This window comes from Corallococcus sp. AB032C, assembly GCF_003668935.1.
Lineage (GTDB): Bacteria > Myxococcota > Myxococcia > Myxococcales > Myxococcaceae > Corallococcus > Corallococcus exiguus.
On the sequence record NZ_RAWP01000017.1, the window covers coordinates 30,314 to 54,661 of the forward strand.

Sequence of the window (24,348 nt, forward strand, 5' to 3'; positions counted from 1 at the left end):
CTTCACCATGACGACCTCCTCGCCGGTTGCCCCGGGCAAGAAGCGTGTCCCGCTGCCCCTCGTCCCCAGGACGGAGGCCCTGCCGCTGTCCTTCATGCAGCAGCGCCTGTGGTTCCTGGCGCAGATGGAGGGCACGAGCGCCACGTACAACGTCTACTTCTTCGTGCGGCTGACGGGCGCGCTGGACGCGGGCGCGCTGGAGCGGGCCCTCCAGGGAGTCGTGGACCGGCACGAAGCGCTGCGCACCACCTTCGCCGCCGTGGACGGCCAGCCGGTGCAGCGCATCGCCCCCGCGCTGACGCTGACGCTCCGCCGGGAGGACCTGTCCGCGCGAGGACCGGACGGGACCGCGAGGGAGCGGGCGCTGCGCGAGCACGCGGAAGCCGAGGCGCGCACGCCGTTCGACCTGGCGCGAGGGCCGTTGGTGCGGGCCACGCTGGTGCGGCTGTCGCCGGAGGAGCACGCGCTGCTCTTCGTCACGCACCACATCGTCTGCGACGCGGTGTCGCTGGGGTGGATGGCGAACGAGCTGAGCGCGCTCTACACCGCCGCCACCCGGAACGAGCCGCCCCGGCTGCCGGAGCTGCCGGCGCAGTACGCGGACTTCGCGCACTGGCAGCGACAGACGCTCGCCGGTGACTTCCTGGAGGCCGAGCGCGCGTGGTGGAAGGAGCGGCTTTCGGGCGCGCCTCCCGCGCTGGAGCTGCCCACGGACCGGCCGCGTCCGCCGCGTCAGACGTCCCGGGGCGCGGTGTACCGCCTGCCCATGCCGCAGGCCCTGGCCACGGGCATCCGCGAGCTGAGCCGCAAGGCGGCCGTCACGCCGTACATGACGCTGCTGGCGGCGTTCCAGGTGCTGCTGTCGCGCTACAGCGGCCAGGAGGACCTGGTGGTGGGCACGCCCGTGGCGGGGCGCGGGCGGCGGGAGGTGGAGCGGCTCATCGGCTTCTTCGCCAACACGCTGGCGCTGCGACTGGACGCGTCCGGCGACCCGACGTTCCTCGCGCTGCTCGGCCGCGTGCGCGAGGTGTGTCTGGGCGCGTACGCGCATCCGGACATGCCCTTCGAGCAGCTGGTGGACCTGCTCGTGCCGCAGCGCGACCCCAGCCGCTCCCCGCTGTTCCAGGCGATGTTCGTGCACGTGAACTCGCCGTGGGCCGCGCTCAAGTGGCCCGGCCTCACCGTGACGGAGCTGGACTTCGAGCCCGGTGTCGCGCGCTTCGACATCACCCTGTTCCTCTACGACGACCCCAGCGGATTGGAGGCGCGCTGGGAATACAACGCGGACCTCTTCGACGAGGCGACGGTGGCGCGCATGGCCGCGCACTACGCGCGCCTGCTGGAGGGCGCCGTCGCGAAGCCGGAATCCCCCGTGTCCCTGCTGCCGCTCTTGACCGCGCGCGAGCGGGAACGGGCGGTGAGGGATTGGAACGACACCGGCGCGGACGTGCCGTTGCATCCCGGCGTGCACGCCCTCTTCGAGGCCAGCGTGCGCCGGAACCCGGACGCCATCGCGGTGCGCTTCGGAGACGCGAGCCTCACGTACGCGGAGCTGGACCGGCGGGCCAACCGCGTCGCCCATGCGCTGCGCCAGCGCGGCGTGACGCCGGACACGGCGGTGGGGCTGTGCGTGGACCGCTCGCTGGAGCTGCCGGTGGGCGTGCTGGGCATCCTCAAGTCGGGCGCGGCCTACTGCCCGTTGGATCCGGCCTATCCGCCGGAGCGGCTGGCGCTGATGCTGGAGACGTCGCGCGCGAAGGTGCTCGTCACGCGGCGTTCCCTGACGTCGGGGCTGCCGGAGGGCGGCGCGGAGCGGCTGTTCCTGGAGGACGGTCTCTCCACGCCGGACACCGCGCCCACGCCCGCGGGCGGACCGGACACGCTGGCCTACGTCATCTTCACGTCGGGCTCCACGGGCGTGCCCAAGGGCGTGGCGATGCCGCACCGCCCGCTCTTCAACCTCATCCAGTGGCAGGTGCGCCGCTCCACCGCGCCCCGGGGCCGCACGCTCCAGTTCTCCGCGCTGAGCTTCGACGTGTGCTTCCAGGAGATGCTGCCCACGTTCGCCGCGGGCGGGGAGCTGGTGCTCGTCTCGGAGGACATGCGGCGCGACGGCCGGGCCCTGCTCACGTTGATGCGCGACCAGGGCGTGGAGCGCATCTTCCTGCCGTTCGTCGCCTTGCAGCACCTGGCGGAGGTGGCGGACGCGGACGGCCTGTTGCCCACGTCGCTCAAGGAGATCAACACCGCGGGCGAACAGCTCCGGATGACGCCCGCGCTGCGGCGGCTGCTCCACGCGCTGGACGGGTGCGCGCTGGACAACCACTACGGCCCCACGGAGACACACGCGGCCACGGCCCACGTGCTGAAGGGCAACCCGGACGCGTGGCCTGACCTGCCGCCCATTGGCCGCACCATCACCAACGCGCGCACGTACCTGCTGGATGCCCGGTGGGAGCCGGTGCCCGTGGGCGTCGCCGGCGAGCTGTACATCGGCGGCGCGGGGCTGGCGCGCGGCTACCTGCACCGGCCGGACCTCACGGCGGAGCGCTTCCTGCCGGATCCGCTGAGCCCGCATCCGGGCGCGCGGATGTACCGCGCCGGTGACTTCGCGCGGTACCTGCCGGACGGCACGCTGGAGTTCCTGGGCCGGCGCGACGCCCAGGTGAAGATCCGCGGCTATCGCATCGAGCTGCCGGAGGTGGAGGCGGCGGTGGCGAAGCTGCCGGGCGTGAAGGACGTCGCGGTCATCGCACGGGAGGACGCGGCGCGGGGCAAGCACCTGGTGGCCTACGTGGTGACGCAGCCCGGAGCGGACGTGGACGCGAGCGGGCTCAAGGCGGTGCTCCGCGACCGGCTTCCGGAGTACATGGTGCCCGCGGCCTTTGTGTTGCTGGACGCGTTCCCCCTCACCCCCAGCGGCAAGCTGGACCGGCGCGCCCTACCCGCTCCGGACGACGACGCGGACTCGGCCCAGGCCTTCGTGGCCCCACGCACGCCCCTGGAGACGGAGGTCGCGGGAGTCTTCGCCGCGCTCCTGCGCCTGCCGCGCGTGGGCGCGCACGACCACTTCTTCGAACGGGGCGGCCACTCCCTCCTGGCGACCCAGGTCACCGCGCGGCTGCGCGACCGGCTCCAGGTGGAGCTGCCGGTGCGGGTCCTGTTCGAAAACCCCACCGTGGAGGAGCTGGCCGCCCACCTGGCCTCGCTGAGGCCAGCGGAGGACGGGGAAGCGCCGCCGCTCGTGCCGAGCCCGCGCGACGAAGTCCCCCCGCTGTCCTCGGCCCAGGCGCGCCTGTGGTTCCTCACCCGGATGGATCCGGACGGCTTCTCGTACAACCTGCCCTGGTTCACGCGCTGGAGCGGGCCGCTGGATGACGGCGCGCTGGAGCAGTGCCTCCAGGCGCTCGTGCGGCGTCACGAGGCGCTGCGCACCACCTTCGTGGAACACCAGGGCCAGCCGGTGCAGCGCATCGCCCCGGCGCTGCACGTGCCGCTGCGGCGCGAGCGCGTGTCCTCGGAGGCGGAGCTGTCACTGCGCGCGGAGGCGGAGGTGCGCCTTCCCTTCGACCTGGCCCGTGGGCCGCTCGTGCGCGCGACGCTGGTGCACGTGCGGGACGGGGAGCACGCCCTGCTCGTCACCTTCCACCACATCATCTGCGATGGCTGGTCGCTGGGCGTGCTGGAGCGAGAGCTGACGGCGCTCTACCGCGAGGCTACCGGCGGCGGCGCGGCGGAGCTTCCGCCCCTGTCCCTCCAGCCCGCGGACTTCGCGCGCTGGCAGCGGCAGTCGTGGGAGGGCGCGGGGGTGGAGGCGCGGCTCGAGTGGTGGAAGGCCCGGCTCCAGGACGCACCGTCCTTCCTCGACCTGCCCACGGACCGGCCGCGCCCGGCGGTGCAGACCTTCGAGGGCGCGCACCTGTCCCAGAAGGCGTCGCCCGCGCTGTCGCGAGCCCTGGAGGCGCTGGCGCAGCAGGAGGGCGCCACCCCCTTCATGCTGCTGCTGGCGGGCTTCCACGCCCTGCTCGCCCGCTACAGCGGCCAGCATGACGTCGTCATCGGCGCACCTCTCGCAGGCCGCGAGCGCCAGGAGTTGGAGGGGCTGGTCGGCTTCTTCATCAACACGGTGCCGCTGCGCATCACCGCGCCCCCGGACGCGAGCTTCCGCGACCTCGTGGGCCGCGTCCGCGACCTCACGCTGGAGGCCTTCGCCCACCAGGACATGCCCTTCGAACAGTTGGTGCGCTCGCTCCAGTCCGAACGCGACCCCAGCCGCGCGCCGCTGTTCCAGGTGATGTTCGTGCTCCAGAACGCCGGAGGCCCCGCGGCGCGCGCCTTGCCGGATGTGTCCGTGGCGCCGATGGATGTCGAGACGGGGATGGCGAAGTTCGACCTCACCCTCTTCGCCCAGCCGTCCGCCGAGGGCCTGGACTTCGTCTGGGAGTACAACACCGCCCTCTTCGAGGAAGCGACCGTCGCGCGCATGGCGGAGCACTACGCGCGCCTGCTCGCGGCCGCCGTCGCTCGGATGGAAGAGCCCGTGGCACGGCTCCCGCTGCTCACCGACGAGGAGCGCCAGCAGCTTCTGTTCACCTGGAACGACACCCACGCTGACCCTCCGCGCGAGGCGTCGATCACCTCGCTCTTCGAGGAACAGTCACGGGAGAGGCCCCAGGCCATCGCGGTGGAGTTCGAGGGCCGCCAGCTCACGTACGCGGAGCTGGACGCGCGCGCGAACCAGCTCGCGCACCACCTGCGCGCGCTCGGCGTGGACGTGGGCACGCCGGTGGGCCTGTGCACCGGCCGCTCGCTGGAGATGGCCGTGGCCACGCTGGCCATCCTCAAGGCGGGCGGCGCCTACGTCCCGTTGGATCCGGCCTATCCCACCGAGCGACTGCTCTTCATGGCCCGGGACACGCGGCTGCCGGTGCTGCTGGCCCAGCCCGGCCAGGAGGCGAAGCTCTCGGGGCTGGAGGCGCGCGTGGTGGCGCTGGAGCCGTCGTGGGACGCCTTCGCGAACGAGTCCACGCGAGCGCCGCGCGTCACCGTGCCCGCGGACGCGCTGGCGTACGTCATGTACACGTCCGGCAGCACCGGCCGGCCCAAGGGCGTGTGCATCCCGCACCGGGGCGTGGTGCGGCTGGTGAAGGGGACGACGTACGCGCGCTTCGGCCCGGACGAGGTCCTCCTCCAACTGGCGCCCATCTCCTTCGACGCGTCGACGCTGGAGCTGTGGGGCGCGCTCCTGCATGGCGCGAAGCTGGTGGTCGCCCCCGCGCATCAGCCGTCTCTGGAGGAGCTGGCCGGGATGCTGGAGCAGCAGGGCATCACCACGCTGTTCATCACCACGGCCCTCTTCAACCAGATGGCGATGTTCCACCCCCAGGCGCTCGCGCGCGTGCGGCAGGTGATGACGGGCGGCGAGGCCATGTCCCCGCTGGCCGCGCGACAGGTGCGCGAGGCCGGCCGGGACGTCATCAACGCCTATGGCCCCACGGAGAACACCACCTTCTCCACCGTTCATCCGCTGGAGGGCACGGTGGACGACGGGCGCCCCGTGCCCATCGGCCGGCCCATCACCCATACGCAGGCCTATGTGCTGGACGCGCTGGGCGCCCCGGTGCCGGTGGGCGTGGCGGGCGAGCTGTACCTGGGCGGCGATGGCCTCGCGTGGGGCTACATGCAACAGCCCGCGCAGACCGCGGAGCGCTTCGTGCCGCATCCGTTCAGCACGACGCCGGGCGCGCGGCTGTACCGCACGGGAGACCGGGTGCGGTGGCGGCCAGACGGCGTCCTCGACTTCCTGGGGCGCACTGACTCCCAGGTGAAGGTGCGCGGCTTCCGCATCGAGCCAGGAGAGATTGAAACCGCGCTCAAGGCCTCGCCGGGCGTGGAGGACGCGAGCGTCGTCGTGCGCGAAGACGCTCCCGGCGACAAGCGGCTCGTGGCCTACGTCACCGGTGCGCGCGTGGACACGGGCGACCTGCGTGCCCACCTGGCCGCGCGGCTGCCGGCGCACATGATGCCCTCCGCGTTCGCGAAGTTGGAGCGGATGCCGCTGACCCCGTCAGGGAAGGTGGACCGCAAGGCCCTGCCCGCACCGGAAACACAGGCGGGCCCGGACGCCTACGTGGCGCCGCGCGAGGGTTGGGAGACGCTGGTGGCGGAGCTGTGGGCGCCGCTGCTGGGCGTGCCCCGCGTGGGAGCGCACGACCATTTCTTCGAGCTGGGCGGACACTCGCTGCTCGCCACGCGGGTGGTGTCGCGGCTGCGGGACGTGCTCCAGCGGGACGTGCCCCTGCGCCTGCTGCTGGAGTCCCCGACGGTGTCCCGGTTCGCGGAGCGGCTGGAGGCGCTCCAGAAGGGAGGCCACGGTCCGCCGGTGCCGCCCATCGTCGCGGGGTCGCGGGACAAGCCGCGGCCCTTGTCCTTCGCGCAGCAGCGCCTGTGGTTCCTCGCGCGGTTGGATCCCCACGGAAGCGCGTACAACGTGCCCTTCTTCTTCCACCTCGACGGCCCGCTGGACGTCCCAGCGCTGGAGGGCGCGCTGGATGCGCTCATCCAACGGCATGAGGCCTTGAGGACCACTTTCAGCGACGGCGAGGGCCATCCGGTCCAACACGTCGTGGAGCACCGGCCGTTCACGCTCGACATCGAGTCCCTGGATGGGGACGCGCTGCTGCGCTCTCGCGCGGAGGCGGAGGCGAAGAAGCCCTTCGACCTGGAGCGCGGCCCGCTGGTGCGCGCCACGCTGGTGCGCACGGCGCCGGAGCGGCACGCGCTGCTGCTGGTCATGCACCACATCGTGTGTGACTTCTGGTCCATCGACATCCTGGTGCGCGAGCTGAAGGCCCTCTACACGGCACGTCACCAGGGCGAACCGCCGACCCTGCCGCCCCTGCCCGTGCAGTACCCGGACTTCGCCGGGTGGCAGCGCCAGGTGATGGCGGGCGAGACGCTGGAGGCCCAGCGCGCGTGGTGGACGCAGCACCTGGAAGGCGCGCCGCCGACGCTGGAGCTGCCCACCGACCGGCCGCGGCCGCCCGTGCAGACCTACCAGGGCCTCCAGCTTTCGCGCCCCCTGCCCGCCTCGATTCCCGCCGCCGTGCAGGCCCTGGCGCGCGACGCGGGCGTCACGCCCTTCATGTTGCTGCTCGCGGGATTCCACGCGCTGCTCGCGCGGCACAGCGGACAGGACGACCTCGTCATCGGCACGCCCATCGCGGGGCGCGGCCAGCGCGAGGTGGAGAACCTCATCGGCTTCTTCACCAACACCCTGGCCCTGCGCGTGGATGCCACTGGCGCGGAGAGCTTCCGCGCGCTCCTGGGCCGCGTGCGCGAGGCCTGCCTGGGCGCCTATGCCCACCAGGACATGCCGTTCGAACAGCTCGTGGACGCGCGGGTCCCCACGCGGGACCTGGGCCGCTCGCCGCTGTTCCAGGTCATGTTCGTCTTCCAGAACGGGGGCGCGCCCTGGGAGCTGCCCGGCGTCCACGTCAGCGCCCTGGCCTTCGAGCCCGGCATGGCGAAGTTCGACCTCACCCTCTTCGTGCGTGAAGCGCCGGAGGGCGTGTCCATCCTCTGGGAGTACAACACCGCCCTCTTCGACGAGGCCACGGTGGCGCGGTTCGCGGATCACTACACGCGGCTGCTCGAAGGCGCGCTCGCGGCGCCGGACGCGCCCCTGGGCACGCTGCCCATGCTCGCGGACGCGGAGCGGAGACAGCTGGCGGCGTGGGCGCTCCAGCCGGCGGACTATCCCGCCATGCCGGGCATCCACGCGTTCTTCGAGGCCACTGCCTCGCGGACGCCTGAAGCCATCGCGGTGCGCTTCGGAGATGAGGCGCTCACCTACGGAGAGCTGGAGCGGCGCTCGAACCAGCTCGCGCACCACCTGCGCGGCCTGGGCGTGGGGGCGGACGTCCGCGTGGGCATCCACCTGCGGCGCTCGCTGGAGTTGCCCGTGGCGGTGCTGGGCACGCTCAAGGCGGGAGGGGCCTACGTCCCCCTGGATCCGGCCTATCCGCCGGAGCGGCTCACCGCGATGCTCCAGGCCTCGGGCGCGGCGGTGCTGCTCACCACGCACGAGCTGCGCGAGGTCCTGGGGGCCAGTGCGGCGCGAGTGCTGGAGCTCGACACGCAGACGGAAGCCCTGGCCCGGGAACCCGACACGCGGCCAGAATCCCGAGGCAACGCGCAGGCGCTCGCCTACGTCATCTTCACCTCCGGCTCCACCGGCACGCCCAAGGGCATCGCGATGCACCACGCGGCGCTGGTGAACCTGCTGCACTGGCAGCTGGGGGACTCGGTGGCGCCCGGGGCGCGCACGCTCCAGTTCTCCGCGCTGAGCTTCGACGTGTCCTTTCAGGAACTGTTCGCGACCTGGGCCGCGGGCGGTGAGCTGGTGCTGCTCACCGACGAGGTCCGCCGCGATGCCAGCCAGCTGCTGGCCCTGCTGGAGGGCGCGGGCATCGAGCGGTTCTTCATGCCCTTCGTCGCGCTCCAGAACCTGGCGGAGGTGGCCGAGCGTGAGGGCACCTTCCCCACGCGCGTCCGGGAGATCATGGTCGCGGGCGAGCAGCTGCGCATGACTCCGGCGATCCGCCGCTTCATGAAGCGCACGGGCGCGGTGCTGCACAACCACTACGGCCCGTCCGAAGCCCACGCGGTGACGTCACTGTCGATGAAGGGAGATCCGGACACCTGGCCGGCGCTGCCCTCCATCGGCCGGCCCCTGATCAACGTGCCCGTGCACGTGCTGGACGCGAACCTCCAGCCGGTGCCCCGCGGCGTCACGGGCGAGCTGTACGTGGGCGGCGTGCAGGTCTGCCGCGGATACCTGAACCAGCCCGGCCTCACCGCCGACCGCTTCATCCCGGATCCGCTCGGCGCCACGCCCGGAGGCAGGCTGTACCGCACGGGCGACTGGGCACGGCATCTTCCGGACGGCACGCTGGAGTACCTGGGCCGGCGCGACGCGCAGCTCAAGGTGCGCGGCTTCCGCATCGAGCTGGGAGAGATTGAAGCAGCGCTGGCGCAGCACCCGTCGGTGCGCGACTGCGTCGTCGACGCGAGGGATGACGGAAGCGGCCAGAAGCAGCTGGTGGGCTGGGTGGTGGACGCCGGAGGGAAGTCGCTGGACGCCGGAGCGCTGCGGAGCTTCCTGCGGCAGCGGCTGCCGGAATACATGGTGCCCGCGCGCTGGGTCGCGATGGAGCGGTTCCCGCTGACGCCCTCGGGCAAGGTGAACCGCAAGGCGCTGCCCGCACCGGAGGCAGGCCGCGAGCCCACGCGAACCCTGGTGGGTCCCCGCACGCCGCTGGAGCTCCAGCTCGTGCGCATCTGGGAGGAGGTGCTGGGCGTGCACCCCATCGGCGTGCGCGACAACTTCTTCGAGCTGGGCGGCCACTCGCTGCTGACGCTGCGCGTGCAGTCGGCCATCCACGCCCGGCTGGGCCGGACGCTGCCGGTGGCGGCGCTCTTCCAGAACGCCACCGTGGAGCACCTCGCGGGCCTGCTCCGGGACGCGGCGCCCTGGACACCTCGGGTCGCGCTCCAGAAGGGCCGCAAGGGCGTGCGTCCCTTCTTCTGCGTCCATGCCGTAGGCGGCAGCGTCGTGCCCTACGCGGAGCTGGCCCGGGCGCTGGGACCGGAGCAGCCGTTCTACGGGCTCCAGGCCCGGGGCCTGGACGGCGAGGAACCTCCCTGCGACTCCATTCCTGAGATGGCGACCCTGTACGTGCGCGCGGTGCGGGAGGTCCAACCGCACGGCCCCTACCTTCTGGGCGGCTGGTCCATGGGAGGCGCCGTCGCGTGGGAGATGGCCCACCAGCTGCGACGCGAGGGGGAGACGGTGGCGCTGCTCGCGCTGCTCGACTCGTCCGCGAGCCTGCACTTTGGCAACCCGGACGACCTGAACGCGAAGGCTCGGCTGAGCGCGCTGTTCCTGGAGGACCTGCTGCGCGCCTCGGGCCAGCCGCTGCCGCCGAATGAAGGGCTCTCACCTGGCCGGTGGATGGACGTGCTGGAAGAGGCCAGCCAGCCGCTCTTCGCCGCGGAGCAGTCGCTGCGCCAACTGCGCCACGCGTTCGAGGTCCACCTGAACGCGGGCTGGGTCTACGAACCGCCCCCGGCCAGCGGCCCCTTCACCCTCTTCGAAGCGGAAGCCTCCCGCTGGGACCACGGCTGGGCCGCCTACGCACCCGGCGGACTGGACGTGCACACGGTGCCCGGAGACCACTACTCCTTCCTCAAGCCTCCCCATCTCCAGGTGCTGGCCGCCAGGCTGCGCGACGCGCTCGCGAAGGCCCAGGAGCCCTGACAGCGCTCACGGCTCCGAGCGCGAGGCACTTCGGACATGGAATGACCACCCGATGGGATTGATGGGCACGGAAGCTTCCGCGCCCGGTGTCTCGCGGGTCACGCGGATGAGGCGGGCGCTCGGGGCCCAGTCGCGCTCGGGGCCCCACGGCTCGAAGGTCCACCGTGGAAGGGCCAGCACCATCACGGCGACGCACAGGCCCGCGCCGAAGAGGGACCGGAACCTCGCCAGCGCCGCCACCCAGAGGACGACGCCCGCCGGGAGCGCGAACAGCATGTAGCGGTCCTCCACCACGCCCGGGTCCCGGAACGCGCCGAACGTGGGGTACTCGGCGGATCCGGAGCGCACGTACCAGGTGAGAGGGATCAACAGGAAGACGCACGCGCAGGCGGCCAGCAGCAACACCCGAGGACGCGCGGGCACCCGGCGAATGCCCAGGACGAGCACGGCGATGAACCCGCACGCCACCGCGAGCCGCACCGCGAGCGGCCGGCGGAAGTAGGACAGCGTCCCTCCGTCGCCCAGCACCGGGTGCAGCACGTAGCGGACGTTGAACGTGTGCCAGAGGTGCTCGGCCATGCGGGAGAGCGGCCAGTGGGCGAAGTCCGAAGCAGGCATACCCGACTGACGGAAGAGCACCATGTTCACCCCCGCCGGCACGGTCAGCACCGCCACCGCCAACCCCTCCCAGAGCACCTCGCGCGCGGGCCGGCCGTCGCGCCACCGCATCACGCCACGCAAGAGGAAGACCGGCGCGAGCAACACGCTCTCGCCCGCGCTCGAGGCCCCCGCGAGCAACACCAGCCCGTCGGCCAATCCCAGCGGGCGGTCCAGGTCCTGGAGCGCCACCAGCATGGCTCCATAGAAGAGGACGGAGTGGAGGTTGGCGAGGTTGCCCGTCACCTCCCAGGTTCCCGGCAGGAAGCAGAACGCCACGGCGGTGAGGAGCCGCACGCCGTCATGGGGCACCAACCAGCGGTAGCGCTCCCGCGCGATGAGCGCGAACACGGCCGCGTTGATGGCCAGGGTGACGAACGCCAGCCCGAGCGCGAACGCCTCGATGGGCAGGAGCGACAGGCCCCAGGCCACCAGCCGGGGAACGACGTGCAGATAACCCGCGTAGGGCTTGAACGTGGCGCCAAGGCCGTGCGCGAGCGCATCCGACAGGAACACCGCGCCATCTTCCGCCCACAGGTGCGCCTGGAGGATCCGCGCGTGCGAGCGCAGCACCAGCACTGCGAAGCACAACCCCAGCGCCGTCGCATACGAGGCGCGCAGGCGCTCCCATCCCAGGTCGATGGGACGACGGAGCAGGTGTACCCACCGGGAGAATGAGTCAGTCATCGCTGGCGCCCCTATACCATCCGCCCCGCTCCTGGACGGCCCCCCGGTGCACGACGGGGCCGGCACGGCGCCGGTCCCGCCTCGCGCGAAGGGCTACAGCGCTTCCAGGTTGAACTGCTGGCAGTCGTTGTTGGACCAGGTCCACTGCTGGAGCAGCGTACCGTCACCGCTGCCCTGCAGGCAGCCCGTCACGTCCAGCACCTTGCCGCTGTGGCGAGCCTCCAGCCGGACATAGCCATTGCCCAGGTCCACCGGCTTGAACTGCTGGTTGCTCCCGCCGCCGTAGGACCACTGCTGGAGCCCCGCGCCGTCCGCCGTGCTCACTTCCCGCACGTCCAGCGCCTTGCCGCTGTAGCGCGACACGAAGCGGTAGTAGCCGCTGTCCGTTGCCTCCATCGACCACTGCTGGCTGGTGCCCGTGTGGCAGGCCCACTGGTGGATGATGGCGCCGTCCGCCGTGCTGGGGCCGTTGATGTCCACGCACCGGCCAGAGGCCTTGTTCACCAGCCGGTACGCCCCCGTGCCGCCGCCCGTGCCCTGCGCCACGGAGTAGACGGCGTTGAGCAGCGACGTGCTCCCGGACGTGTCCTGGGACAGCTTCGAGTACTGCAGCGTGTTCACGTCCCCCGCCCACGTCGGCAGGTAGCCCACCACGCGCGTGGACAGCGCGGCCGCCTCCACCTGCCCCACCGGCTCCCCGGCGGCAGGAGCGTCCTCCGCGCCCGAGCAGCCTCCCAACGATGCGAGAAACACGGCGCCCAGCGCCCACGTCCGGAACGGCGTCGAGGTACGAGACACAGCAGACTCCCGCAAAGGGGCTTGACGGGCTTAACCATCAAAACACACTAAGCAGTTTTGTCCGGAAGACTCAATGACTCATCACTCAGCAGCACCGGCCGCCACCGGCGCGGTAGCGGACCTGGAGGCGGTCGTTGAAAAACTCCGCGTAGGTCATCACCGGCCGGTCCGGATGGTGACGGCGCATGTGGGCGACGTAGGTGCGGAGGCCTCCCGCTGGGACCACGGCTGGGCCGCCTACGCGCCCGGCGGACTGGACATGCACACGGTGCCCGGAGACCACTACTCCTTCCTCAAGCCTCCGCAGCTCCAGGTGCTCGCCGCCAGGCTTCGCGACGCGCTCGCGAAGGCACAGGAGCCCTGAGCGCGATCACGGCCCGGGGCGCGAGGCGCCTCGGATCCGCATCGCCCATCCCTTGGGATTGATGCGCACGCTCGCCTCCGCCCCTGGCGTCTCGCGGACCTCTCGGATGCGTCGGGCGGTCTGGGCCCAGTCGCGCTCGGGCCCCCACGGCTCGAAGGTCCAGCGTGGATGGGCCAGCACCACCACGCAGACGCACAGGCCCCCGGCGAAGACGGTCCGGATCCGCCCCAGCGCCGCCACCCAGAGGGTGAGCCCCGCCGGGAGCGCGAACAGCATGTAGCGGGCATCCATCACGTCCGGATCCCGGAGCACGCCGAACGTGGGGAATTCAGCCGCGTCGGCGCGCACATACCAGGTGAGCGGGATCAACACGGAGACGCAGGCGCAGGCGGCCAGCAGCAACACGCGCGGACGCGCGGGCAACCGGCGAAGCCCCAGGACGAGCACGGCTGCGAACCCGGACACCACCGCCATCCGCACCGCGAACGGCCAGAAGAAATAGGCTATCGCCCCTCTGTCGCCCAGCACCGGGTGCAGCACATAGCGGTCGTTGAGCGTGATCCAGAGGTGCTCCGCCATGCGGGACAGCGGCCAGGTGGGGAAGTCCGCGGCGGGCAAGTCGGCCTGGCGGAGGAGCACCGCGTTCACCCCGGCCGGCACGGTCAGCACCACCGCCGCCAGTGCCTCCCCCACCACTTCGCGCAGGGGCCGGCCATCGCGCCACCGCATCACCCCGCGCAGCAGGAAGACCGGCGCCAGCAACACGCCTTCGCCCGCGCTCGTGGCCACCGCGAGCAGCACCAGCCCGTCGGCGAATCCCAGCGGGCGGTCCAGGTCCTGGAGCGCCACCAGCATGGCTCCGTAGAAGAGGACGGAGTGGAGGTTGGCGAGGTTGCCCGTCACCTCCCAGGTGCCCGACAGGAAGCAGAACGCCACGGCGGTGAAGATCCGCACGCCATCATGGGGCACCAGCCAGCGGCAGCCGTCCCGCGCGATGAGCGCGAACAGTGCCGCGTTGAGGGCCAGGGTGACGAACGCCACCCCCAGCGCGAACGCTTCGAGGGGCAGGAGCGCCACACCCCACGCGAGCAGTCGCGGGACGACATGCAGATAGCCCGCATAGGGCATGAACGTGGCGCCCAGGCCGTGCTCGAGCGCATCCGCCAGGAACCTCCATCCGTCTTCCGCCCAGACGTGCGCCTGCGCGAGCCGGGCGTGCGAGCGCAACAGCAGCAACGCGAAGCACATCCCGAGCGCCGTCGCATACGGGGAGCGCAGGCGCTCCCACCCCAGGTGGATGGGACGACGGAGCAGGCGTCCCCACCGGGCGAATGAGTCAATCATCGAGGGCACCCCTATACCATCCGCCCCGATCCCGATGCACGGCGGGGCCGGCGCGGCGCCGGTCCCGCCTCCCTCCAAGGGGCTACAGCGCTTCCAGCCGGAACTGCTGGCAGTCGTTGTTGGACCAGGTCCACTGCTGGATGAGCGTGCCGTCACCGCTGCCCTGCTGGCAGCCCGTCACGTCCAGCACCTTGCCGCTGTGGCGAGCCTCCAGCCGGTGGTAGCCGTTGCCCAGCGCCACCGGCTTGAACTGCTGGTTGCTCCCGCCGCCGTAGGACCACTGCTGGAGCCCCGCGCCGTCCGCCGTGCTCACCTCCTTCACGTCCAGCGCCTTGCCGCTGTGGCGCGACACGAAGCGGTAGTAGCCGCTGTCCGTCGCCTCCATGGACCACTGCTGGCTCGCGCCCGTGTGGCAGGCCCACTGGTGGATGATGGCGCCGTCCGCCGTGCTGGGGCCGCTGATGTCCACGCAGCGGCCAGAGGCCTTGTTCACCAGCCGGTATGCCCCCGTGCCGCCCGTGCCCTGCGCCACGGAGTAGATGGCGTTGAGCAGCGACGTGCTCCCGGACGTGTCCTGGGACAGCTCCCAGATCATCACGCCGCCGTTCTGCTTCCCCAGCTGCGTCTTCGCCTGGATGGTCGAGATGCCGTTGTAATAGACGTCCCCCACGTTGTCCTTGTAGGGCGCCTGCGAGTCGCGCGCGACGAGCTCCGAATAGCCCACGTAGCTCGACGGCGAGCGCCCGTAGAACGGCACGCCCAGCACCGCCTTCGACGCCGGCAGCCCGCGCCCCTTCCAGTAGTTCAGCGACTGGACCGCCAGGTCATACGTCGAATGCGGCTGCCCGCCGTCGTACGCCATGATGTTGAGGAAATCGACGTCGCTGAACACGGACGCCTGCACGCCGCCGCCCGTGTAGCCGTTGGCCACCACCGCCGCCGTGAGCAGCTTGCCCCGGCTGTGCATGGCCGTGCCCAGCTCGCGCATCAGCGCCGCGTAGTTGTTCCCCGAAGTGCCGGGGTCCGGGTACTCCCAGTCGATGTCCACGCCGTCCAGCCCGGCCGCGTTGACGAAGTTCACCACCGTGTTCACGAACGCCGTGCGCGTGCTCGCGTTGGCCGCCATCTGCTCGAAGCCGCTGTCGTTGCCGTCGTTCCAGCCGCCTACGGCGATGAGCACCTTCACACCCTGCGCATGCGCCTGCGTCACCAGCGAGCGCAGCCGCGCGTCAGAGCTGCTCACCCCCGTGAGCCCGCCGGACGCCGTGGGCAACGCGAACGCATAGTTGATGTGAGACAGCTTCGAGTACTGCAGCGCATTCACATCCCCCGCCCACGTCGGCAGGTAGCCCACCACGCGCGTGGACAGCGCGGCCGCCTCCACCTTGCCTACCGGCTCACCAACGGCAGGAGCGTCCTCCGGGCCCGAGCAGCCTCCCAACGATGCGAGAAACACGGCGCCCAGCGCCCACGTCCGGAACGGCGTCGAGGTACGAGACACAGCAGACTCCTGCGAAGGGGTTGAACGGGCTTGACCCGTAAAACCCACTAAGCAGCTTTATCCGGAAGACTCAACGACTCATCCGCTCAGCAGCACCGGCCGCCACCTCCGCGGTAGCGGGCCTGGAGGCGGTCGTTGAAAAACTCCGCGTAGGTCATCACCGCTTTGTCCGGATGGTGACGGCGCATGTGGGCGACGTAGGTGTCGTAATCCGGCACGCCAATCATCGACCGCGCGGTGCGCACGGCCTGCCGCCAGCCGCGCTGGAGCGCCTGCGTGAGTGCGCGCCTCACGGCTTCACCGGGACGGCGGCGGCCACGTAGGGCGTCTCGTGCGACGTGGGCACCGGCGAGGCCCGGGCCCGGAGCGCCGCGCGCACGCCGAAGAGGATGGTCGCCACCACCACGCCCATGAAGAACACGGTGAGGCCTGCATCCAGGTAGTCATTGTGGATGATGGCCTCCATCTCCTCCACGGACTTCGCCGGGGCGATGAGGCGCCCTTCGGCCACCGCCTGGGAGAAGGCCCGCGCGTGGGCCACGAAGCTCACGCGCACGTCACCGCCGAACACCTTCTGGAAGCCGGCGGTGAGCGTGCACAGCACCAGCCATGCGGCGGGGATGCCGGGCACCCAGACGTAGCGCTCGCGCTTCATCTTCACCAGCGCCACGCAGCCCAGCGTGAGCGCCACCGCGGCGAGCATCTGGTTGGCGATGCCGAACAGCGGCCACAGCGTGTTGATGCCGCCCAGCGGATCCACCACGCCCTGGTAGAGGAAGTAGCCCCAGGCGGCCACGCACAGCGCGGTGGCCAGCAGGTTCGCGCCCCAGGACTCGGTGCGCTTGAGCGGCGCGTACACCAGGCCCGCCAGCTCCTGGATCATGAAGCGCCCCACGCGCGTGCCGGCGTCCACGGTGGTGAGGATGAAGAGGGCCTCGAAGAGGATGGCGTAGTGGTACCAGAAGGCCATCATCCCCTTCCCGGACACCAGCCCGTGGAGGATCTGCGCCATGCCCACCGCCAGCGTGGGCGCGCCGCCCGCGCGGGAGAGGATGGTCGTCTCACCGATGTCGCGCGCCGTCTGCTCCAGCACCTCAGGGGTGACGACGAAGCCCCACTGGCTGAGCGTCGCCGCCGCCTGCGCCGCTTCGGTGCCGATGAGCGCCGCGGGCGAGTTCATGGCGAAGTAGACGCCCGGTTCCAGCACCGACGCGGCGATGAGCGCCATGATGGCCACGAAGGCCTCCATCAGCATGGCGCCGTAACCCACGAGCTTCGCGTCACCCTCCGTGGCGAGCATCTTTGGCGTGGTGCCGGACGCGATGAGCGAGTGCCACCCGGACACCGCGCCGCACGCGATGGTGATGAAGAGGAACGGGAAGAGGCTGCCGGAGAACACCGGGCCGGAGCCGTCCACGAACCGCGTCACCGCCGGCATCTTCAGGTGCGGCGCCGCCAGCACGATGCCCACCGCCAGCAGCAGCACGGTGCCAATCTTGAGGAAGGTGGACAGGTAGTCGCGCGGCGCGAGCAACAGCCACACCGGCAGCACCGCCGCGCAGAACCCGTAGCCGATGAGCAGCCACGCCAGCGTGCGGCTGTCGAAGGTGAACCAGGGGCCCCAGGTCGCGGACTCGGAGACCTGGCCACCCAGCCAGATGCTGAGCATCAACAGCACGAAGCCGACGATGGACACCTCCAGCACCTTGCCGGGCCGCACGTAGCGCAGGTACAGGCCCATGGCCACCGCGATGGGGATGGTCATCGCCACGGTGAAGGTGCCCCACGGGCTGTGCGTCAGCGCCTTCACCACGACCAGCGCCAGCACCGCGAGGATGATCATCATGATCATCAGCACGCCCACCATGGCCGTCACGCCGGCCGCGGGCCCCAGCTCCATGCGCACCATGTCGCCCAGCGACTTGCCGTCGCGGCGCACGGACAGGAACAGCGTCACGAAGTCCTGCACCGCGCCGGCCACCACCACGCCCGCCAGGATCCAGAGCGTGCCGGGCAGGTAGCCCATCTGCGCCGCCAGCACCGGGCCCACCAGCGGACCCGCGCCCGCGATGGCCGCGAAGTGGTGGCCGAACACGACCCACCGGTCCGTGGGCACGTAGTCCAGGCCGTCGTTGCGGCGCTCGGCGGGGGTGGCGCGAGACGGGTCCACCTGGAGCGCTTTTTCGGCAATGAAACGGCCGTAGAAGCGATATCCCAGCATGAAGACCGCGACCGAGGCGACCACCAGCCAGATGGCACTGATGGACTCTCCCCGGTGCAGCGCCACCACGCCCAGACAGAAGGCCCCGACCAGCGCCAGGGCCACCCATCCCAACTTCCGAGCGACTCCACCCACGATGTCTCCCATCAGCGGGCAGGCAACCCCCACCCCGCGCGAGGCTTATAGCGCACGCCCCGAATCCCCCCGACCCGCTCGCGGCGGGGTGTCGGGTGGTGGAGGAAGTCGGCGCAAGGGCATTCCCCTCGTCCTCGCGGGCCTGCTCGCCGCGTGTGCCACGCCGCACGCCGTGTCGAAGGCCGGCGCCGCGGACGCGAACGGCGTGTGGCGCTCGCAGGTGACGCCAGGCATGGACGGCCGCGCTCCGTTCGCTGAACGATGCGCACGTGGAGCTGATCACGGACGGCGCGTCCTCGGACACGTTGACGTGCGAGCCCCGTCCCACGGGCACGTTCGCCCTGCTGGAGCATGCGGCCGTCACGATGGCGCGCCCCGCGCGCGAGGTGCAGCGCGAGTGGATGCGCGCCTACCACGACGGCATCCTCCAGCCAGTGCTGCGCGGCGAGGGACATCACGTCGCGAACCAGCGCGTCCTCTGGGGCCGTGGCGGCCCGCCGTGCGACGGCGAGGAAGCACGCGTCCCCCACCGAGAGGAAGACCGCGCCCCGGAAGCGCGCGAAGCGCTCCTGAAACCCCGTTATCGCCTCACCGCCGGAGCGTGCGAGGGACAGCCGCCCGGGGAAGCGTGACGTAGTCCGACGGTTCGAAGTGCTCCACCCGGTGGCGGAAGGCCGTGGTGGAGCCGGGCCAGAGGGCGGAGTTGCGCCCCGAGGCATCCATGTACCAGCTCCGGCATCCCCCCTGGTTCCACACAGAGCTGGACAGCCGCGCCTCCAGGTCACGCACGAAGGCGTCCTGGGCTCCTGGATCCGGCTCCACGGCGGCGGCGCCCCGGGCCTCCAGGTAGCGCAGCGCGCCCAGCACGTGCTCCACCTGGGCCTCCATCATCAACAGCACGGAGGTGTGGCCCAGCGTGGTGTGTGGCCCCTGAAGCAGGAAGAGGTTGGGGAAGCCGCTCACGGTGGTGCCCAGGAAGGCCCGGGGACTGCCCGCCCACACCTGCGCGAGCGTCCGGCCGTCACGGCCGTGGATGTGGTGCCCCATGGGCATGTCCGTCGCCTGGAACCCGGTGCCGAAGATGAGCGTGTCCACCGGGTGGACGGCGCCATCGCCGGTGACGACCGCGTCCTCGCGCACCTCGCGGATGGGCGCGGTGACGACCTCCACGTTCGGGCGCGTGAGGGCCGGCAGATAGTCGTCGGAGACGAGGATGCGCTTGCACCCCATCGTGTACCGGGGCGTGAGCCGGTCGCGGAGCGAAGGGTCCTTCACCGTCTTCAGCATGTGCCGGAGCACCACTGGCTGCGCGAGCCGGAGGATCCACGGGTGCTGGAAGCCCAGGGCCAGGCTGTCGCGCAGGATGCGCAGCGCCCCACGAAGCAGCCACCGCGCGCCCGGCACCCACCGGTACAGGGCCTTTCGCAGAGCACCGTTGGGCTTGTCGCCCCGGGGCAAGACCCATGCGGGCGTGCGCTGGAAGAGGACGAGCCGGCCCACCTCCGGCTGGATGGCCGGCGCGATCTGCACCGCCGACGCGCCCGTGCCCACCACCCCCACCTGACGCCCGGCCAGCGCGTAGCCCGCATCCCACCGCGCCGAGTGCATCACCTTGCCCCGGAAGCGCTCCAACCCGGGCAGGGGTGGAATCACGGGCTCGCTCAACGTGCCCACCGCCGCCACGAGGACGTCCGCGGTGAGGCTGCCGTGGGATGTCTCCAACACCCAGCGCCGCGTCGTCACGTCCCACTTCGCGCGGAGGACCGCGTGTCCCAAGCGCAGGAAGGGCGCGAGCTGGAAGCGCCGCACGCAGTCGCGCAGGTACTCCTGGATCTCCCAGCCTGGTGAGTAGGCGCGTGACCAGCCAGGGTTCGGCGCGAAGGAGAACGAATACAGCAGCGACTGCACGTCGCACGCGCAGCCGGGGTAGACGTTGTCACGCCAGACGCCCCCCACGTCGTCCGCGCGCTCCAGGATGATGAAGTCGTCGATGCCGTCCTGCTTCAGCCGGATGGCCATGCCCAACCCGGCGAAGCCCGCGCCCACGATGGCGACGCGCACATGCTGCGGAAGACGGGGAGACACCGGATGGACCTCCTGGATGCGCAGGGGCTCGAAGCCCCCGACCTTCATGCTGTGCACATTCCACCCGACACGGCACCTACGGGAAGAGCCGGTGACCCGCGGGACGCCAGCCGAGGCGGCCCCAACCTGTCCGACTGTCGGACAGGTTCGCGCGGCGTAGGATGCCCCGCCGTGACGACGCCCCCATCCTTCGCGCCCCTCTTCCGCACGGTCACGTCAGCGGACGAACCGTTCCTCTTCACGCTCTACGCGAGCACGCGCGAACAGGAGCTGGCCTCGTGGGGCTGGCCGCCCGCGCAAGCGGAGCTGTTCCTGCGCATGCAGCACCAGGCACAGGCCCGCCACTACGCGGCGACCTATCCTCCGGAGGGCCACGCCATCGTCGAAGTGGAGGGAGTTCCCGTGGGCCGCCAGTGGCTGGTGCGCACCTCCGCGGAGCTGCTGCTCTTGGACGTGACCCTGCTTCACACGCAGCGGGGACAAGGCCTGGGCACGCACCTGCTGAAAGCGATTCAAGCGGAGGCGGCGCGGGCGCGCGTGCCCGTGCGGCTGCACGTCACGCGCGACAATCCGGCGCTGCGGCTCTACACCCGGCAGGGCTTCACGCCCGTGCCGGGCAGCGACCCGGCGTCGCCGTACCTGGAGCTCCAGTGGCGGGCTCCAGAAGGCGACTCCGGAACCGGCGTCGGGTGAGCCCGCCGGTTCCGTAAGGCCTTGCGCCTACAGCCCCAGCAGCGACTCCGGCTCCGGAACGACCGTCTGGAGGAAGTAGCCGCCCGAACCCGCGGAGGGGTTCACGATCGACGTCGTGCCCGGGGCGGTACCGCCCCCATTGCCGCCACTGCCGCCACTGCCACCGCCGCCGCCACCCGGAATGCTGCTGGCGCCCGCCCCTGCGTTGGAGCCCGCCGAGCCTCCCGCCGTCACCACGGAGCCCGTCACGCTGGCGGTCGAGGAGGAGATGAAGTGGACGATGCCACCGCCACCGCCACCGCCACCGCCTTCACCCGTGCCGCCGTTGCCGTCGTAACCGTTCGCGCCGTTGCCGCCCTGCACGCGGATGGCGCCGCCCAGGGTGATGCTTCCCTTCGCCGCGACCAGCACGATGCCGCCACCACCACCACCCGTGCCCACGATGGACACGCCCGCGGTCCCCGGGTTCACGCCGGACGACCCGCTCGCGTTGATGTTGGCCCCCGTGACGATGCGGATGTTGCCCTTCGCGGCCAGCAACACCGAGCCGCCACCCGCGCCACCGTCGGCACTCGCGCCCACGTAGATGCGCGCGCCGGCTCCGCCCGACGCCGACTGCACCCGGCGCACCTGGGCGGCCTGGAACGACGCCAGCCCCGCGCCACCGCTGTAGTTGGTCGCCGCCGTCCGCGCGATGCCCGTGGGCGCCTCACCATTGCCCAGGTCCTCCGCGCCGGCCTGCACGTTCACCGTGCCGCTCACCGTGATGTCGCCGGAGGAACGCAGCACGCTCCCGCTGGGGAGGATGAGCGTTCCGGCGATGTTGATGCCGCTGAACTGGAGGTTGAAGCCCGCGGGAAGCGAAGCCACCCCCGTCGAGGTGGAGAGGTCCACCGTCTGGCCCACGCCCACGTTGAACGCCCCCGCCGAGCCGTCGCCGTAGAGCCCCTGCGTGCCCGACGGCCCCTGCGTGCCCTGAGCTCCCGAAGCGCCCGTGGGGCCCGCGGGGCCGGTCGCACCAGCGGGACCGGTCGCACCTGCGGGGCCGACCGCGCCGGTCGCTCCCGTGGGCCCTGCCGCGCCCGTGTCGCCCTTCGCGCCAGCGGGGCCGGTCGCACCAGCGGGTCCGATCGCGCCAGTCGCTCCCGTGGGCCCTGCCGCGCCCGTGTCGCCCTTCGCGCCAGCAGGGCCGGTCGCGCCAGCGGGGCCGACCGCGCCAGTCGCTCCCGTGGGGCCTGCCGCGCCTGTGTCACCCTTCGCGCCAGCGGGGCCGGTCGCACCAGCGGGTCCAATCGCGCCGGTCGCTCCCGTGGGGCCTGCCGCGCCCGTGGCGCCCGTGTCCCCCTTCGCGCCAGCGGGACCAGTCGCTCCAGCGGGGCCGACCGCGCCGGTCGCTCCCGTGGGCCCCGCCGCGCCTGTGGCGCCCGTGTCACCCTTCGCGCCAGCAGGGCCGATCGCTCCCGTGGCCCCCGTCGGACCTGCCGCGCCCGTGTCGCCCTTCGCTCCCGTTGGTCCCTCGGGACCGATGGCGCCCGTATCGCCCTTCGCGCCCACGTCGCCCTTCGCTCCCGCCGGGCCCGTGTCGCCCTTCGCTCCCGCGGGACCCGTGGGGCCCACCGCGCCCTGTTGCCCCATGGGGCCCATCAGGCCGATAGGGCCCTGCGGTCCCAAAGCGCCCACCGGTCCCTGCACGCCTTGCTGCCCCTGGGGACCGGGCTCGCCCGGAGCACCTGACAGGCCCTGCTGCCCCTCGGGACCCGTCAGGCCGGGTTCACCCGTGGCGCCCTTCTCACCTCGCGGGCCGGCAGGCCCCTGGGTGCCTATCGCGCCCGCCGGCCCCTGAGGGCCTTCCGGTCCCGCCGGGCCGTCTCCTGTCTCCCCCGTGCAGGCGGACACAATCAACGTCGCGCAAAGCGACAGCACACGGAAACGCGAGAACTCCCCACGGAGGGGCACGAAAGCTCGAAGCGACATGGACCAGGTCCTCCCCCAACAAAAGGCGGTGCTGCGACGTGCAGCGTAGGGAAAATCGCCGCCACGAACTGTGAAGCTTCGCACACGCTGGGTGGGTTTGCCTGTTGACGCGCCGCGCTCTTTCATCGAGGGGGCGCCCATGGTCTGTTCGCCGGCTCACACTCGACGTCACACCAGGGGCACCATGTCCACGCCGTACATTGGGCAGATCATCATGTTTGGAGGCGACTTCGCGCCGAAGGGTTGGCTCCTCTGCAACGGCGCGCTGCTGTCCATCGCGCAGAACCAGGCGCTCTTCGCCATCCTGGGGACGACCTACGGCGGCGATGGGATAACGACGTTCGCGCTGCCGGACCTGCGCGGCCGCTTCCCCATGCAGCCCGGACAGGGCCCCGGGCTCACGCCGCACTCGCTGGGCGAGAGCTCCGGCCAGCAGTCGGTGACGCTCATCTCCCCCCAGATGCCCGCGCACACCCACCCGCTGATGGCGAGCACGCAGGAGGGCAACACTGAGAGCCCGCAGGGCGCGTACCTCGCGACCGTCCCCCCCACCACCACCCCCTTGCCCTACGTCACCACCCCCAGCACGGTGATGGGCCCCCAGGCCGTGGGCATCTCTGGCGGCAGCCAGCCCGTGCCCATCCAGAACCCGTACACCTGCGTGAACTTCATCATCGCGACGGAAGGCGTCTTCCCCTCGCGCGGCTGAGCTTCACGACAGGAGGGCGCCACGCCAGGAGCGTGGCCCCTCCTTCGCGCTTCAGGCACCCACCACTTCCGCGCGTGTGATGCGGTCCAACCGGAAGTGGCGCCGCTCCCCGGACGCGAGGTCCACCGCGTCCAGCCGGGTCTCGTGCCGGTCCATCACCACGGACTCGATGCGCACCTCGCGCACCGTCTCCAGGAAGTTGCCGTCCACGTAGGTGATGCGCAGCGGCTGCCGCTCGAACCACGCGCGCTCCAGGGCCTCGCGCACGGGCTTGCGCGTGGGCAGGGATGGCACGCCCAGGAACGTCAATTCGCGCAGCCGGGCCAGCAGCTCCCGCTGCGCGGACGTGGACAGCGCGGAGCGCACCTTGTCGAGCGCCGACTCCAGCGTCCCCGTGAAGGGCAACAGCCGCATGTCGATGGCGAATCGCCCCAACGCCACCACCAGCGCCGCCTCGCGCGCGGTGAAGTTCACCGGCGGCAGGCTGTAGCCCCGGTCCAGCGCGTAGCCGCCGCCCCGGCCCCGCTCCGCGCCCACCGGCAGCGCCGCGGCGCGCAACGCGTCCAGGTCCCGGTAGATGGTCCGCACCGTCACGCTGAAGCGCTCGGCCAGCACCTCCGCGGTGACGCCGGTGCGGCGGCCCCTCAGGTACTCGGCGAGGGCGAAGAGTCGCTCGGTGCGCTGCATGACGATGAATCCTGACATACCGCTGTCAGCCGGGGCCCTCAAGCTGGGGCCGAGCCCCAGCGATGCGAAGCCCTTCCGACAGCGCCACGCCGCTCCTGTCCGCCCACCCTTGCGAAGCGGGCCCTCGCGCGCCTATGAGCGCCCGGAGCAGCGCCAGCGCGCCGCGCCTTCC

At 71.7% G+C, this 24,348-nt stretch carries 14 protein-coding genes and 1 pseudogene; 5 read left to right on the forward strand and 10 right to left on the reverse strand.

Features of this window, described 5'->3' with window-relative positions:
* Window positions 1-7: 7 nt before the first annotated feature.
* Entirely contained in the window at window positions 8-10,321 is a 10,314-nt protein-coding gene (locus D7X99_RS10220; protein ID WP_121777599.1) for a non-ribosomal peptide synthetase, read from the forward strand.
* A 6-nt stretch (window positions 10,322-10,327) separates the two neighbouring features.
* Here D7X99_RS10220 and D7X99_RS10225 read toward each other — a convergent pair whose 3' ends face one another.
* From D7X99_RS10225 to D7X99_RS43115, 3 genes are all read right to left on the reverse strand, one after another.
* Window positions 10,328-11,665, reverse strand: coding sequence for a hypothetical protein (locus D7X99_RS10225; protein WP_121777600.1), 1,338 nt, complete (start codon window positions 11,663-11,665; stop codon window positions 10,328-10,330).
* Window positions 11,666-11,758: 93 nt separating this feature from the next.
* On the reverse strand, window positions 11,759-12,463 hold the full coding sequence (locus D7X99_RS10230) for an RICIN domain-containing protein (protein ID WP_121777601.1): 705 nt from the start codon (window positions 12,461-12,463) through the stop codon (window positions 11,759-11,761).
* A gap of 85 nt (window positions 12,464-12,548) precedes the next feature.
* The gene (locus D7X99_RS43115) at window positions 12,549-12,650 is read right to left on the reverse strand and encodes a YbdD/YjiX family protein (RefSeq protein WP_233613264.1); all 102 of its coding nucleotides are present in this window, start codon (window positions 12,648-12,650) and stop codon (window positions 12,549-12,551) included.
* On the opposite strand from D7X99_RS43115, the gene D7X99_RS43120 reads away from it, so the two are divergent.
* Complete coding sequence (locus D7X99_RS43120; RefSeq protein ID WP_199756333.1) at window positions 12,651-12,827, forward strand: hypothetical protein; 177 nt, start codon at window positions 12,651-12,653, stop codon at window positions 12,825-12,827.
* Between the two features lie 6 nt (window positions 12,828-12,833).
* Here D7X99_RS43120 and D7X99_RS42750 read toward each other — a convergent pair whose 3' ends face one another.
* The 4 genes from D7X99_RS42750 to D7X99_RS10255 all read right to left on the reverse strand — a co-directional run bounded on the left by D7X99_RS42750 (window position 12,834) and on the right by D7X99_RS10255 (window position 18,040).
* Window positions 12,834-14,171, reverse strand: a complete 1,338-nt coding sequence (locus tag D7X99_RS42750; protein ID WP_158626970.1) for a hypothetical protein — start codon at window positions 14,169-14,171, stop codon at window positions 12,834-12,836.
* Window positions 14,172-14,253: 82 nt separating this feature from the next.
* A complete protein-coding gene (locus D7X99_RS10245) occupies window positions 14,254-15,672 on the reverse strand; it encodes an RICIN domain-containing protein (RefSeq protein WP_121777603.1) in 1,419 nt (472 codons plus the stop codon).
* 86 nt (window positions 15,673-15,758) lie between these two features.
* Window positions 15,759-15,965 (reverse strand): YbdD/YjiX family protein, encoded by a 207-nt coding sequence (locus tag D7X99_RS10250; protein WP_120577622.1) that lies wholly within the window; start codon window positions 15,963-15,965, stop codon window positions 15,759-15,761.
* Complete coding sequence (locus D7X99_RS10255) at window positions 15,962-18,040, reverse strand: carbon starvation CstA family protein (protein WP_169824975.1); 2,079 nt, start codon at window positions 18,038-18,040, stop codon at window positions 15,962-15,964. Before D7X99_RS10255 ends, D7X99_RS10250 begins: the two co-directional genes overlap by 4 nt.
* 257 nt (window positions 18,041-18,297) lie before the next feature.
* Between D7X99_RS10255 and D7X99_RS42755 the strand changes: the two genes are divergently transcribed.
* The gene (locus tag D7X99_RS42755) at window positions 18,298-18,660 is read left to right on the forward strand and encodes a hypothetical protein (protein WP_158626971.1); all 363 of its coding nucleotides are present in this window, start codon (window positions 18,298-18,300) and stop codon (window positions 18,658-18,660) included.
* Here D7X99_RS42755 and D7X99_RS10265 read toward each other — a convergent pair.
* Window positions 18,617-20,161 (reverse strand): NAD(P)/FAD-dependent oxidoreductase, encoded by a 1,545-nt coding sequence (locus D7X99_RS10265; RefSeq protein WP_121777605.1) that lies wholly within the window; start codon window positions 20,159-20,161, stop codon window positions 18,617-18,619. The two genes, D7X99_RS42755 and D7X99_RS10265, sit on opposite strands and share 44 nt — an antisense overlap.
* A 123-nt stretch (window positions 20,162-20,284) precedes the next feature.
* Here D7X99_RS10265 and D7X99_RS43580 point away from each other — a divergent pair.
* A pseudogene (locus tag D7X99_RS43580) lies at window positions 20,285-20,803 on the forward strand (N-acetyltransferase family protein); the annotation flags it as partial.
* A gap of 30 nt (window positions 20,804-20,833) precedes the next feature.
* Here D7X99_RS43580 and D7X99_RS44425 read toward each other — a convergent pair.
* A complete protein-coding gene (locus tag D7X99_RS44425; RefSeq protein ID WP_216671891.1) occupies window positions 20,834-22,780 on the reverse strand; it encodes a collagen-like protein in 1,947 nt (648 codons plus the stop codon).
* A 184-nt stretch (window positions 22,781-22,964) separates the two neighbouring features.
* Between D7X99_RS44425 and D7X99_RS10280 the strand changes: the two genes are divergently transcribed.
* A complete protein-coding gene (locus tag D7X99_RS10280) occupies window positions 22,965-23,489 on the forward strand; it encodes a phage tail protein (protein WP_121777608.1) in 525 nt (174 codons plus the stop codon).
* 51 nt (window positions 23,490-23,540) lie between these two features.
* Here the strand turns inward: D7X99_RS10280 and D7X99_RS10285 are convergent, their stop codons facing one another.
* Window positions 23,541-24,176: a YafY family protein gene (locus D7X99_RS10285; RefSeq protein WP_120563765.1), complete on the reverse strand. Its 636-nt coding sequence runs from the start codon at window positions 24,174-24,176 to the stop codon at window positions 23,541-23,543.
* Window positions 24,177-24,348 lie beyond the last annotated feature (172 nt).

Bases quoted from the DNA above. Each gene is read 5' to 3' on its own strand.
- D7X99_RS10220 (WP_121777599.1), top strand. From the start codon at position 8: ATGACGACCTCCTCGCCGGTTGCCCCGGGCAAGAAGCGTGTCCCGCTG.
- D7X99_RS10225 (WP_121777600.1), bottom strand. From the start codon at position 11,665: ATGACTGACTCATTCTCCCGGTGGGTACACCTGCTCCGTCGTCCCATC.
- D7X99_RS43115 (WP_233613264.1), bottom strand. From the start codon at position 12,650: ATGCGCCGTCACCATCCGGACCGGCCGGTGATGACCTACGCGGAGTTT.
- D7X99_RS42750 (WP_158626970.1), bottom strand. From the start codon at position 14,171: ATGATTGACTCATTCGCCCGGTGGGGACGCCTGCTCCGTCGTCCCATC.
- D7X99_RS10255 (WP_169824975.1), bottom strand. From the start codon at position 18,040: ATGGGAGACATCGTGGGTGGAGTCGCTCGGAAGTTGGGATGGGTGGCC.
- D7X99_RS10265 (WP_121777605.1), bottom strand. From the start codon at position 20,161: ATGAAGGTCGGGGGCTTCGAGCCCCTGCGCATCCAGGAGGTCCATCCG.
- D7X99_RS44425 (WP_216671891.1), bottom strand. From the start codon at position 22,780: ATGTCGCTTCGAGCTTTCGTGCCCCTCCGTGGGGAGTTCTCGCGTTTC.
- D7X99_RS10280 (WP_121777608.1), top strand. From the start codon at position 22,965: ATGTCCACGCCGTACATTGGGCAGATCATCATGTTTGGAGGCGACTTC.
- D7X99_RS10285 (WP_120563765.1), bottom strand. From the start codon at position 24,176: ATGCAGCGCACCGAGCGACTCTTCGCCCTCGCCGAGTACCTGAGGGGC.